Here is a 13,748-nt window from a genome sequence, read left to right as displayed (position 1 = left end):
TTAGTTTTTGCATTGCTCATAAAAAACCCGGCATTCGCCGGGTTTTTTGTGTTTCTCTCTTTCTTCTTTATTGTATTTTTTCTTCTATTCTTCTTCCTCAGAATCGGTTTCTGCAAGTGGCCAGCCACCCAATTCCTGCCAACGGTTAACAATTATACAGAACAACTCCGCCGTTTTTTCGGCATCGTAGGCTGCTGAATGTGCAGAGCGATTACAGAAATCAATACCCGCTGTTTGGCAAGCTTTCGCCAACACGGTTTGACCGAAAGCGAGACCTGCTAAGGTTGCGGTATCAAAACATGAAAACGGATGAAACGGATTGCGTTTTATATCGTTTCGGTCTGCAGCAGCGTTGACAAAGCCCAAATCAAAATGAGCGTTGTGACCGACAATAACTGCCCGCGTGCATTCACTTTCCTTAACGGCTTTGCGCACCACTTTAAACAACTCTGGAATAGCCATGGATTCTGGTTCTGATAATCGATTCGGATCGTCTAAATCGATACCGGTAAAATCCAGCGCTGACTGTTCGATATTGGCACCATCGAATGGCTCAATATAGAACTGTGCAGTTTCTCCAGGTGCTAAAAGTCCGGTTTCTTCGTCCATTCGAATCGGGACCGCTGCAATTTCGAGAAGTGCATCTTTAGCAGAGTTAAAGCCGCCGGTTTCAACATCGACCACGACGGGCAAAAATCCTCGAAACCGGTTTTTAAGTGTAAGTTTGTTGCTGTTTTCTACTGCTTGTGACTCAGTCACAGAATGTCCTTAACTGTAAAGCCAGAGTAATTATCAATTGAGAGGGTTTGGTGTTATCTGTGCGGATTGAATCAATCGGCACTCATTCGCCATTGTATGCTTTCACCAGCCTTTAATGGAATAACGGATGTATCACGTGTTAAGGGTAGCTTATCTGGAATTGTCCAGCTTTCTTTCTTGAGTGTGATGGTTCCAGTGTTGCGTGGCAATCCGTAGAAATCTGGGCCAAAAAAGCTTGAGAATGCTTCGAGTTTATCCAATGCCGATACCGAATCAAACGCTTCTGCGTAGAGCTCAAGTGCGTGATAGGCGGTGTAACAGCCGGCGCAACCGCACGAGTTTTCTTTTGCAGATTGTGTGTGCGGAGCAGAGTCTGTTCCCAAGAAGAACTTTTTGTTTCCGCTGGTGGCAGCTTCTAATAACGCAGTTTGGTGGATATTTCTTTTTAATACTGGCAAGCAGTAGTAGTGAGGTTTGATTCCACCGACCAAAAGGTGGTTGCGGTTAAATAACAAGTGATGGGCAGTAATAGTGGCAGCAACATGGTCATCTGCTTGTGTTACAAATTCTACTGCGTCTTTTGTTGTGATGTGTTCCAGAACGATTTTCAATTGAGGAAAATCGTTTGTCACTTTCGATAAGATGCGATCAATGAATATTTTCTCTCGATCGAAAATATCAATCTCGGCGTCGGTGACTTCACCGTGCACTAGCAACAGAACGCCTTGTTTTTGCATTTCGTCGAGTACAGCGCGAATGTTATCGATGTTAGTAACACCGGATGCGGAGTTCGTTGTTGCGCCAGCTGGATAGAGCTTACAGGCAACAACCCCGTGTTTTTTGGCGTCAATAATATCTTGTGCGGTGGTTTGATCGGTAAGGTACAACACCATGAGGGGTTCGAAGTTATGCCCCGCAGGAATACAATCGGCGATTCTTTGCTTGTAAGACATAGCTTGTTCAGCGTTAGTGACCGGAGGCACTAAGTTGGGCATAACTATGGCTCTTGCGAAGGTTTTTGCCGCATCAGAAGTGGTTTGCTTGAGGGCTTCTCCATCTCGCAAATGAATGTGCCAATCATCAGGACGGGTAATGGTTATCTTATCAATCATGGGATTTATTGTACTTTTACCTGTTAAAACTTGCTTATTTTAACACGAAAGCCAGTGATTTGACGGCTAATCCTCATTTGGATAGCTCTAAATTCGAGTGATGCCTACTCACAGCGCGTTTTAGCTTGGTCTTTGGTGTTCGGCCAAGGCTGCTACAGCCATTTGTGAATCGGCCGATAACGTCAATACTTCAATGATGTTCTTGTATGACGTTGATCGACATGGGATTACTTCGTTCTCAATTGGCCTCCTACTGTTCCTGCGTGTGTTCGTGGACACTTGCCGGTTTACTGTTGTTGGTCAGTATTCCTTTGAACGCCGTTACCTATCAAAGTCGGCTTGAGCGCACCGAATGGTTGGTAAGCACCTCAATTTATGAGTGCCAAATGGAGCAAGCCATTCCTGACTTTGGTAGAGCCAGTTTTTACCATTACGCTGGTGAAAGCCCTACATTTTTGCTTCTCAGTGAAACGCCTAGGATGAAAGAGGGCAAGGCAGCGTTGACTACGGTCCCTCCTTTTTGGAAACCGGGAGGAGAGATTCGGCGCTTGGGTTACGTAGATGTTAAAGGAGGAAAAAGCCCGATTTCTCTCGATGATTCTCTGACGTATCAACTGATGCATGAGTTATATAACGGCCGTCAAGTTGAATTTATGCGGCGCTCATGGTTTGCCGGACAGCAGCGAATCACCGTCGGCGTTTCGAACGTGAATTTTCGTGGGGCGTATGATCAATACGTCGAATGTCTCGCGCAATTATTGCCTGTTAACTTCTCTCAAGTTGAACGTATTTCACTTCAATACCCAGACGGAGAAGATCGTTTAGAAGCAAAGCAATTGCAGAAGTTGGAAGATATTTTAACTTTTGTCACTGCACCAACGGGTGTGCAGTCTTTTTATATTGATGGCCACACAGACAGTATTGGTACTCGGGCGGAAAATTTAGATATTTCCAAGCAAAGAGCAGAATCTGTAAAAAAAATATTGGTCGATGGCGGTGTAAGTGACGAACAAATATTGGTGCGTTGGCACGGGGAACGATACCCCATTGCGTCCAATAGAACGTCACAAGGGCGAGCGAAAAATCGACGTGTTACCGTTCGTTTAAGTAAAGATCCGTTGCCTGAAATCATTGCACCCGAAGAAACGAGTGTTGAAAACAAAAATGATTCTCAAGAAGGCGAGGGCAACTAGTTTTTAAAACATTAATACGTTTTTTAAAGCGAATTTTTCGTGGCAGATTAATTCTCTTGTCGTTTTGTTCGATATCGTTAGTTTCAGAAATAATTAAGATATCAGCGTTCAAAACCCGAATCACATTACTGTCTCAAATCTATAACGAAACAATCTCAGCAAAAACTATCATTGCGTAAAATTATCATCATTTAAGATAGGCAAATTCAAACTAAATGCGCATTTAAAAATTGCAGTATTTAATCTAATTTTGTTTGGCGTAACGGAGCACCGCGGCACAACGTATTGTTGTTTTGGGTACTTTCGCCGCTTTAGAGATCTCGATGAATTTGATTAAACCTTCAGGGTTTGCTCTGGCTTTACGTGGTCGATTGTTGAGAATATTTTGACGAATAGATTTTTGTTGCATGGATGATTTGCGATGAAAATATTTTATTTAAATCTGTTGTTCAAACATGATTGAATAGATACTTGAAATTTGATTTCAAACCTATTGCTTTAGATCGTCGGCGATATAATGCACCGGTATTTTAAATAAATCGAATATAGTCGTTGAATATAAATTCGCACAGAGCGAATTAAGAGTTAACTTTTCAGCCTTTATCGAGCTTATATCATCATAAATACTGGGAATTTATCGGAATAATCGCTACAATGCGCGCCGCCTAAAATATCGGGTTCTAATCGTTACGTCTCAGGAGCGCCCATGTCTAACGTGAAAAAAGTGGTTTTAGCATACTCAGGTGGTTTAGATACTTCCGTAATTGCTAAGTGGTTACAAGAAACTTATGACTGTGAAGTTGTTACTTTCACAGCGGACATTGGCCAAGGCGAAGAGGTAGAACCTGCCCGTGCCAAAGCTCAGGCATTGGGTATCAAAGAGATCTACATCGACGATCTGCGCGAAGAGTTTGTTCGCGACTTCGTTTTCCCTATGTTTCGTGCAAACACCGTTTACGAAGGCGAATACTTACTAGGGACTTCGATTGCTCGTCCTTTAATCACCAAGCGCATGATTGAAATTGCGAATGAGACGGGTGCAGATGCAGTAGCTCACGGTGCGACAGGTAAAGGTAACGATCAAGTCCGATTTGAATTGGGCGCCTACGCGTTAAAGCCAGGTGTTAAAGTAATCGCCCCTTGGCGAGAGTGGGATCTAAATTCCCGCGAAAAATTGATGGCTTATTGCGAAGACCACAATATTCCAGTGGATTTCTCAAGCAGTAAGAAAAAATCTCCGTATTCGATGGACGCCAACTTACTTCATATTTCTTATGAAGGTGGCATTTTGGAAGATCCGTGGGCGGAAGCTGAAAGCGACATGTGGCGTTGGTCAGTTTCTCCTCAAGAAGCACCAGACTCTCCTACTTATCTTGAATTAACTTATGAAAATGGCGACATCGTTGCTATCGATGGCGAGCGTTTGTCTCCAGCAACTGTGCTTGAAAAGCTTAATAAGATTGGTGGTGCAAACGGTATTGGTCGATTAGATATTGTCGAGAACCGATACGTAGGAATGAAGTCTCGCGGTTGTTATGAAACACCGGGAGGCACAATTATGCTGAAAGCGCACCGTGCCATTGAATCTATTACGCTTGATCGTGAAGTTGCGCATCTCAAAGATAGCCTCATGCCTAAATACGCCGAGATTATTTATAACGGCTACTGGTGGAGCCCTGAGAGAAAAATGTTACAAACCGCCATTGACGAATCGCAAGTTTACGTAAACGGCGATGTTCGCGTTAAGCTTTACAAAGGTTCTGTTGAAGTTGTAGGCAGACGTTCGTCGAATAGTTTATTCGACGAAAAAATTGCAACATTTGAAGATGATGCCGGTGCTTACAATCAGAAAGACGCCGAAGGCTTTATTAAACTCAATGCGCTACGTATGCGTATTGCAGCAGGAAAAGGAAGAAAAAGCCTATAAAAATAGGCTTTCCCACCAAGCGTAAACTATAAACATAAGGTGGTTTTTAATTGGGCTATTAGGTACGTGTTACTTTAATAGCCTCATTATTTGCAGTGTTTATTTTTGCGAAGAATTATAAAAACTGATGAGCCGATAATACGAGAGAAGAAATTTTCTTGGGAAGTTTGTTGGCCGTCAGCATGATTAGCGACTGTTACAACGTTTTTCACCGCAGTGAAATTTACCGCTAAATTTGTGCGATTTTCTTGCACGTAAAACTCAATATTTTTACCAACAGTCCGATTCCCTAATTAAAAAAGGTAATCTTTGAAGCCTTGACTATAATCAAGCGAGATGTGGGTCACAAGCCTAATATAAGTCGGATTTTGTTTGAGCTTATATACAAATTATACCCATAGAAAATTACATTTTTACTTTAGGGTTTGGGTTTTATGGTTATCTAGAATTCCAAAATATTATTATTAATTGCTAGGACGTCACTATGAGTAGTCAAGCCATAGCTGGTGAACAACCGGCCTATGATATGAAAGTCGTTCGTCAGTTTGCCGTCATGACCGTGATTTGGGGTGTAGTTGGTATGGCTGTCGGCGTACTGATCGCCTCTCAACTTGTTTGGCCAGAATTGAACGATTTAGTTCAGCCTTATTCCCATTTCGGTCGTTTACGACCACTGCATACGAACGCAGTAATTTTTGCATTTGGTGGATGTGCACTGTTTGCAACTTCTTACTACGTGGTACAGCGCACCTGTCAGACGCCGTTGTTTGGCGGCTTCCTTGTTCCTTTTACCTTCTGGGGTTGGCAGCTAGTTATTGTTTTAGCAGCAATTACCTTGCCAATGGGTTTAACAAGCTCAAAAGAATACGCCGAGCTTGAATGGCCGATCGACATTCTCATTGCTCTGGTATGGGTGTCTTACGCAATTGTCTTCTTTGGTACTCTTGCAAAACGTAAAACCTCGCACATTTATGTAGCAAACTGGTTCTATGGTGCTTTCATTATCACCATCGCAATCCTCCATATTGTTAACAGTGCGTTCGTTCCTGTCAGCTTAACCAAATCCTACTCAGCTTACGCGGGTGCAATGGATGCAATGGTTCAATGGTGGTACGGCCATAACGCAGTAGGCTTCTTCCTAACTGCTGGTTTCCTTGGAATGATGTATTACTTCGTTCCTAAACAAGCGGGTCGTCCTGTTTACTCTTATCAATTGTCCATTGTTCACTTCTGGGCATTGATTTCTCTCTACATTTGGGCCGGTGCTCACCACTTACACTACTCAGCATTGCCAGATTGGGCGCAGAGTTTGGGTATGGTGATGTCTTTGATTCTTCTAGCACCTTCTTGGGGTGGGATGATCAACGGTATTATGACGCTGTCTGGCGCATGGCATAAATTGCGTACCGATCCAACGCTTCGTTTCTTGGTGGTTTCACTGTCTTTCTACGGCATGTCGACCTTTGAAGGTCCGATGATGTCGATCAAAACCGTAAATGCGTTATCCCATGATACTGACTGGACTATTGGTCACGTTCACTCTGGTGCGCTCGGTTGGGTTGCCATGATTTCAATCGGTGCGGTTTACCACTTGTTACCAGTGCTTACAAACCAAAAAGAAATGTGGAGCGTAAAATTAGTTAACTCTCACTTCTGGTTAGCGACAGTCGGTACGGTTCTATACATCGCATCTATGTGGGTTAACGGTATCACTCAAGGTTTGATGTGGCGCGCATTCAACGCCGACGGCACATTAACTTACAACTTTGTTGAATCAGTTGAAGCCAGTTACCCAGGTTACTTTGTCCGTGTAATCGGTGGCGCCATGTTCTTACTGGGTATGTTATTGATGACCTATAACATGTTCAGAACTCTTTCTGCTGAAGAGAAAGAGCCGGCTAAAAACGAAGACGGCTTATCAGCCGAAACTCAAACGGCTTAAGTGGGAGAGATTTACCGATGAAAAACCATGATATAGTCGAGAAGAATATATTCTTAATGGTCGTGCTAACTGTCGTTGCGATTAGCTTCGGTGGCTTAGTAGAGATTGTTCCTCAATTCTTTTTGAAAGAAACCACTGAGCCAGTTGAAGGTTTAGAGCCTTGGTCAGCGGTTGAGCTTGAAGGCCGAGACATATACATCCGTGAAGGTTGTCACGTTTGTCACACACAAATGGTTCGTCCATTACGTGCAGAAGTTGAACGTTACGGTCACTATTCTGTTGCTGGTGAATCAGTTTACGAACACCCATTTTTGTGGGGTTCAAAACGAACTGGTCCTGACCTAGCACGAGTGGGTGAGCGTTACTCTGATGACTGGCATAAAGCGCATCTTTATAACCCTCGTAACGTAGTTCCAGAGTCGAACATGCCAGCATTCCCTTGGTTGTTTGATAACTACCTAGACGGAAAATACACCGCAGCAAAAATGAAAGCATTACGTGCCGTTGGTGTTCCTTATACTGATGAAGACATAGCAGGTGCAAAAGAAGCGGTAGAAGGCGTTTCTGAAATCGATGCACTGGTAGCTTACCTTCAGAAGCTAGGTGTACTACTCAAACAAAAACGCTAATTTGCGTTCATTGAGTTAAAAGTCTATGGATATTAATACGCTCAGAAGTTTGTCCACGATATTGGTGATGATTGCATTTGCTGGTGTTTGTTGGTGGGCATTCTCTCCAAGCCGTAAAAAGAAATTCGAAGACGCAGCCAATTCTGTTTTTGAAGATGAAAACAATACACAGAAAGCAAACAGCATTTCTGTGAACAAGCCTGAGGCTGTATCTGGAGAAGAGAGGCAAGAAAAATCATGAGTACTTTCTGGAGTTTATGGATCATCATCTTAACGGTGACCAACCTAGCCCTAGTTTTGTGGGTATTACTTGCGAACCGTAAAGTTGCAAAAAGAGATGACCAAGATCCTGAAAACCGAACCACGGGTCATGTTTACGATGGTATCGAAGAATATGACAACCCACTGCCAAAGTGGTGGTTCCAAATGTTTATCGCGACATTTGTTTTTGCTGTTTTCTATTTAATTCTTTACCCAGGTCTAGGTACTTGGAAAGGAACCTTGGGTTGGACTTCAGTTAACCAATTGGAAGCCGAGCAAGAAAAAGCACTTGAGACTTACGAAGAAAGCTATGGTGTTTACAACAACATGTCGATTGAAGAGTTAGCTCAAGATCCAAGAGCTAACAAAATGGGCACTCGTTTGTTTGCAAACAACTGCGCAGTTTGTCACGGTGCAGATGCTGGCGGTAACTTCGGCTTCCCAAGCTTGATCGATGACGATTGGTTGTACGGCGGAACACCAGATGCCATTAAAGCGACAATCACTAACGGACGTGTAGCGGCCATGCCTGCATGGGGAGCAATTTTAGGTGAAGAGAAAATTGGTCAAGTTGCAGAGTATGTTGTTGGTTTGTCTGGCCAAGAGCACGACGCAGCGAAAGCTGAGTTAGGAAAACCGTTATTCTTGCAGAACTGTGCTGTTTGTCATGGTGCCGAAGGTAAAGGTTTACACTTAACAGGTGCGCCTAATTTGATTGATGACATCTGGTTATACGATGGTTCTCCTGCGGGCATTCGACAGTCTATTCGTGACGGTAGACAAGGTGTTATGCCAGCTCAGGGCGATAAGTTGCGTGAAGATAAGATTCATTTGTTAACAGCCTATGTTTATAGCTTGTCACAAGATTTTAATTAATCATTGTTTATTAATTAGATCGCATTAATAAAATAGGCTGCACTTTGAAAAAAGGCAGCCTATTTTTTTGTCCGTTATTTTTAGGATAAAAATCAAAAGTATTTGAGCTAATGCAAAAATGTTTTTAATTTTTACTTTAGAATAAAACGAAATTTAAGAGATTCTCAGTTGTTTATTTAATTTTTCGATATATAAAAAACATAAAAGTCGATTGAATGACGGGGTTGTTTGAAGCACTGTAACGAGCGCTTCAGAGAAGAAATAAAATTTATATAACCGTATTTAGTCAGGTGCACTGTGTTAGATAAGATTCCAGTCAAGCAAGTTGACCCAAAAGAAGATGATAAAGAATATACAGAGCTTTATCAGGCCGCGAATAAGATTTATGTTCGAAAAATTTCTGGCTTTTACCAGAATATTCGCAAATATACAGGTATTCCCTTAATACTGGGTTTTTTAATCATGCCGTGGTTGACGATTGACGGTCGACCGGCAATGTTATTCGATCTACCTGAAAGAAAATTCCACATTCTATGGGCAACATTTTGGCCTCAAGACGGAATGTTACTCGCCTGGTTGTTAATTATTTCCGCGTTTACTCTTTTCACCGTCACCGTTTTAGTGGGTCGTGTCTGGTGTGGTTTTACTTGCCCGCAAACGGTTTGGACTCTGTTGTTTATGTGGGCCGAGCGGGTCACAGAGGGCGAGAGAAACAAACGCATTAAATTAGATAAGCAAGACTGGAACACCGAAAAAGTCCTTCGTAAGAGCAGTAAGCACAGCCTCTGGATCATTATTTCTTTAATCACAGGCATTACTTTTATCGGCTACTTTATGCCGGTGCGAGAACTGATTTTAGGGTTTATTCCTAAGGTGGCTGAATCTGGTTATGTATTTTGGGATATTCCTCCCGCAGCGGCGTTTTGGACGTTATTCTTCGCTGGTATGACCTACTTAAACGCGGGTTGGATGAGAGAACAGGTGTGTAAATTTATGTGCCCCTATGCTCGTTTCCAATCGGTTATGTACGACAAAGACACGCTAGCCGTTCAATACGATACCAAGCGCGGTGAGTCTCGTGGTCCACGTAAACCCAACGAAGATTACAAAGCTGCTGGTAAAGGCGATTGTGTCGATTGTTCTTGGTGTGTTCAGGTTTGTCCAGTTGATATCGATATTCGCGAAGGGCTTCAGTACGAGTGTATTAACTGCGGTTTGTGTGTCGATGCGTGTAATTCTGTGATGGATAAAATGAATTACCCTCACGGATTGATTCGCTTTACCTCACAAGACGAAGTTGAAACAGGACGTACTAATTTCTTCCGCCCACGACTTTTTGGTTACAGCTTTGCCGTAGTGGCCATGTTCTCAGTATTTATTTTCGCGATTTCAGACAGAGATCCAATATCCGTTGATATTGTTCGCGACAGAGGCGCGCGTATGTACCGTGTGGTTGGCGATGAAATCGTGAATGTCTACACCGTGAAAATCAATAATATGGATCGCGCGGATCATTACTACGATATTTCTGTTGAAGGCGAAGACGGCTTTACACTAAAACACAAGCCTGTATTCCTTGAAGAAGGCGAAATATTTACCGTGCCTATTCGAGTGTCAGCGCCAAGAGAGAGTTTGCATGAAGAAAAGAGCGAGATCTTCGTAACCGTAACGTCTCGCGATAATGACTCAATTTCGGCCAAGCAAAAAACCTCGTTTATCGGTCCAATCTCACAATAGTTTTTGTCTCCACGTTATTTTTGCGCACCAAGTTTATTGGTGCGCTTTTCTGTCTAAGCATAGACATTTTTAGAATACGCTTAAGCGATAAAAATAATTTATAATTCAACGCTTTAAATCGTAGCCAAAAGCCATCCTCTGGGTTTGTGAAAAATCTTGTTTAAAATATCAGCATGTGTATAGTTGCGGGTCAATTTATACCCGAATTTATGGCTGAATTTACTTTCACTTACAATTGAATGTAACTTTCATTAGTATTGCAAACCAATGGGTTCTAGGCTGTAAAAATAACTTGTGGAGAATTAATGGTGACTGATCAGCACGATGTATCTAAACCCTGGTACCGAGAAGGGTGGGCTTGGTTTGTCTTGTTTCCTTTATTCGCTGCGGTTGTTTTATCAAGTATCCTAGTAACAACAGCTTTTAAATATGGCGACGATGTTATTACCGACGACTACTACAAAAAAGGTCGTTTGATTAATCAAAGCTTTCAACAACTTGAGCTTGCTTTAGAGCTGGGTATTAGTGCCGATGTTCGATTCGATATGTTAACGGGCGAAGTTTATATTGATGTTGAAAAAAAGGTGGGCGAGTCTTTACCTGAGTCATTGTTTCTATTTATGGATCACCCAGTCAGCGAAGATTTGGATCAGGTTATCGAGCTGAAAGAAATTGCATTCAATCGTTATCGTGCCGATTTAGAAAAGCCCTTACAACACAGATGGTATATGCGCTTACTTCCAACCAGTGAACAATTCGAATTGGACGAACACGGAAATATTATTGAAGATCAGTCGAGTGAATCTTCAAACCTTGAGCACTGGTTGTTAAAAGGTGAAATCAACTTTACATCTCAAACAGACATTCAACTTGTTCCCTAATGAATCAAGCCCAATCGCAGCCTTGTTATCACTGCGGCTTACCTGTTGCAGATCCTAATGAATATACCGCCACGCTAGACGAGCAAGCGCGATCTTTTTGTTGCCCCGGCTGCCAAGCAGTTGCTCAAGCAATTCACGGCAGCGGTTTGGCGAGTTTCTATCAGTTCCGATCGGAGCTGAATCTCAAGCCTGATACCGAAATTCAAAAATTGAATTTCGAAGCTTACGACCTTCCCGAATTACAAAAAGAGTTTGTTTTCCCAGCCGATGGTGAGTCCGAGAACTTGGTTCAAGCCCAATTGCTTGTTGAGGGAATTACCTGTGCGGCCTGTGTTTGGTTAATTGAACACAGACTGCAAACTCTCGATGGCATTGAGCGAGTGAGTGTTAACGCCGCCACTGAGCGATTGAGTATTCGTTGGCATAAAGACAAGATTCGCATGAGCGAAATATTGTCGGCAGTTTTTGATATTGGCTATAAATTAACGCCCGCTAATGAAGATCAAGCCCAGGAAAAACGTCAAAAAGAAGACCGTTTATCGTTAATGCGTTTGGGTGTTGCCGGATTTGGCATGATGCAAGTCGGTATGGTTGCAGTGGCACTTTATACCGGTGCCAGTGAACAGTGGATGATCTATTGGCGTTGGGTCAGTTTAATCATTGCAACACCGGTTGTACTGTTCAGCGCCCGTCCTTTTTTTAACGCTGCCATTAGAGCGTTGCGCCAAAAACATTTGGTGATGGATGTACCTGTATCTATCGCCATTGGTTTTGCCTACACCGCAAGCATTTGGGCCACGCTGTCGGCCAGCGGTGAAGTGTATTTTGATTCCGTTTCCATGTTCACATTCTTTTTATTGCTCGGGCGATATTTAGAGATGAGGGCTAGGCATAACAACAGCCTTGGAAATTCAAAATTTGCCCAGCTGTTACCGTTGACAGCAACGCTTGTGCGTAAAGGTACCAACGGTGAATCGCAAACCACAGTCGCGCAAAAAAGCCTGAAAATTGGCGATATTGTTGCGGTTGGCACCGGAGAATCCGTTCCCTGTGACGGCGTGATCGAAGACGGTGAAACCTTAATCGACGAGTCCTTATTAACGGGTGAATCGTCACCGGTTAAAAAATCTGTTCGCGATTCCGTGGTTGCTGGCAGCGTTAATATGGAGTCCACGGTTAAGATCAAAGTGACAGCAATTGGCCAGCAAACTCGATTATCGGCCATTGAACGTCTAGTGGAATCTGCCTCGCTTAACAAACCGTATCAAATCGCATTGGCTGATAAATTGGCCTCTTATTTTGTCGGCGCGGTACTCCTGTTTTCTGTATTAATCGGCGGTTTTTGGCTGTGGCACGAACCCAGCGAAGCCTTGTGGATTGTCTTATCCGTGCTGGTGGTAACTTGCCCTTGTGCATTATCACTTGCCACTCCAGCGGCGCACGCAGCGGCGTTATCTCGGTTGAGAGGTGCAGGGTTGCTGGTGTTAAACAGTGATTGTTTAGCAGCACTTGCCAAAGTTGATCAGGTTGCTTTCGATAAAACCGGAACCCTAACGGTTGGCAAACCTCAAGTCGTCGAATACAAATCTCTTAACAGTTTGCCCGAAGAAGAAGGGCTCGCCATTATTGCTGCCTTGGAGATGGGGTCGAGCCATCCAATTGCAGCGGCTTTTCAGCAGTGGCAAGGGAATAAAACAGCCAGAGATGTTAAGAATACCATCGGCAGTGGGGTGAGCGGCACGATCGACACCCGACAATATCGATTCGGAAAAGCGGAGTTTGCCTCTGAAACAGACAAAGTGCTACCGGCGCCTTCTTCGGGTCAGTGGTTGTTGCTCAGCTGTGAGTCAGAACCTGTCGCCTGGGTTAAACTTGATGACAAACTGCGAGAATCGGCAAAAGAGTCTGTTGAGCTGTTTCGCGAGCGTAAAATGGGTGTTGAACTCATCAGTGGCGATGCCTCGGATACCGTCGAAAAAATGGCCCAAGCGCTGGGAATTAATGAGTATCGAGCGGGTTGTTTGCCCGATGAGAAACTAGACATTATCCAAAAACATCAGGATAAACAAAAAGTTGTCATGATGGTTGGGGACGGTATCAATGACGTGCCAGTATTGTCGGGAGCGGATGTTTCCGTGGCTATGTCTCAAGCAACTGATTTGGCTCAAACAAGAGCTGATTGTATATTGCTAAATGCCGATTTAACGATACTGTATAAAGCCATTGTCTTTGCCAAGCGTCTTAGAAAAACCGTTAAGCAGAATCTAACGTGGGCTTTAGCGTATAATGGCCTTGCTTTACCACTTGCAGCTTTAGGGTACATTCCGCCGTGGGCGGCAGCCATTGGAATGAGCTTGAGCTCGTTAATCGTCGTGATAAACGCACTGCGTTTATCGAGGTCTGAATTAACTGCAGCCTAAAGCCAGAGTTA

Annotated in this window: 11 protein-coding genes; 9 read left to right on the top strand and 2 right to left on the bottom strand. The window is 43.4% G+C overall.

Annotated features, from left to right (window positions below; translation table 11 throughout):
- Nucleotides 1-84: 84 nt before the first annotated feature.
- Nucleotides 85-759 carry a ribonuclease T gene (rnt, locus tag LU361_RS01680; protein WP_233086579.1) on the bottom strand — a complete coding sequence of 225 codons (675 nt, stop codon included), beginning with the start codon at nt 757-759 and terminating at the stop codon, nt 85-87.
- Between the two features lie 71 nt (nt 760-830).
- Nucleotides 831-1,871: a dihydroorotase gene (gene pyrC / locus LU361_RS01675; RefSeq protein WP_233086578.1), complete on the bottom strand. Its 1,041-nt coding sequence runs from the start codon at nt 1,869-1,871 to the stop codon at nt 831-833.
- A gap of 206 nt (nt 1,872-2,077) precedes the next feature.
- Here pyrC and LU361_RS01670 point away from each other — a divergent pair, with 206 nt between their 5' ends.
- The 9 genes from LU361_RS01670 to LU361_RS01630 all read left to right on the top strand — a co-directional run bounded on the left by LU361_RS01670 (nt 2,078) and on the right by LU361_RS01630 (nt 13,737).
- Nucleotides 2,078-3,064 carry a flagellar protein MotY gene (locus tag LU361_RS01670; protein ID WP_233086577.1) on the top strand — a complete coding sequence of 329 codons (987 nt, stop codon included), beginning with the start codon at nt 2,078-2,080 and terminating at the stop codon, nt 3,062-3,064.
- 706 nt (nt 3,065-3,770) lie between these two features.
- Nucleotides 3,771-4,991, top strand: a complete 1,221-nt coding sequence (locus tag LU361_RS01665) for an argininosuccinate synthase (RefSeq protein ID WP_233086576.1) — start codon at nt 3,771-3,773, stop codon at nt 4,989-4,991.
- A gap of 484 nt (nt 4,992-5,475) precedes the next feature.
- The gene (ccoN, locus tag LU361_RS01660; RefSeq protein ID WP_233086575.1) at nt 5,476-6,933 is read left to right on the top strand and encodes a cytochrome-c oxidase, cbb3-type subunit I; all 1,458 of its coding nucleotides are present in this window, start codon (nt 5,476-5,478) and stop codon (nt 6,931-6,933) included.
- Between the two features lie 17 nt (nt 6,934-6,950).
- A complete protein-coding gene (ccoO, locus tag LU361_RS01655) occupies nt 6,951-7,562 on the top strand; it encodes a cytochrome-c oxidase, cbb3-type subunit II (RefSeq protein ID WP_233086574.1) in 612 nt (203 codons plus the stop codon).
- A gap of 25 nt (nt 7,563-7,587) precedes the next feature.
- Complete coding sequence (locus LU361_RS01650) at nt 7,588-7,803, top strand: cbb3-type cytochrome oxidase subunit 3 (RefSeq protein WP_233086573.1); 216 nt, start codon at nt 7,588-7,590, stop codon at nt 7,801-7,803.
- On the top strand, nt 7,800-8,699 hold the full coding sequence (gene ccoP / locus LU361_RS01645) for a cytochrome-c oxidase, cbb3-type subunit III (RefSeq protein ID WP_233086572.1): 900 nt from the start codon (nt 7,800-7,802) through the stop codon (nt 8,697-8,699). The genes LU361_RS01650 and ccoP overlap by 4 nt, the downstream gene beginning before the upstream one ends.
- Nucleotides 8,700-8,996: 297 nt before the next feature.
- A complete protein-coding gene (gene ccoG, locus LU361_RS01640; RefSeq protein WP_434064650.1) occupies nt 8,997-10,436 on the top strand; it encodes a cytochrome c oxidase accessory protein CcoG in 1,440 nt (479 codons plus the stop codon).
- 305 nt (nt 10,437-10,741) lie between these two features.
- Nucleotides 10,742-11,317: a FixH family protein gene (locus tag LU361_RS01635; protein ID WP_233086571.1), complete on the top strand. Its 576-nt coding sequence runs from the start codon at nt 10,742-10,744 to the stop codon at nt 11,315-11,317.
- Complete coding sequence (locus LU361_RS01630; RefSeq protein ID WP_233086570.1) at nt 11,317-13,737, top strand: heavy metal translocating P-type ATPase; 2,421 nt, start codon at nt 11,317-11,319, stop codon at nt 13,735-13,737. The genes LU361_RS01635 and LU361_RS01630 overlap by 1 nt, the downstream gene beginning before the upstream one ends.
- Nucleotides 13,738-13,748: the final 11 nt, after the last annotated feature.

The sequence above is a fragment of the Sessilibacter corallicola genome, assembly GCF_021290925.1.
Lineage (GTDB): Bacteria > Pseudomonadota > Gammaproteobacteria > Pseudomonadales > Cellvibrionaceae > Sessilibacter > Sessilibacter corallicola.
Note: the sequence above shows the minus strand (reverse complement) of the source record. Positions and strands in the feature narration are given on the sequence as shown.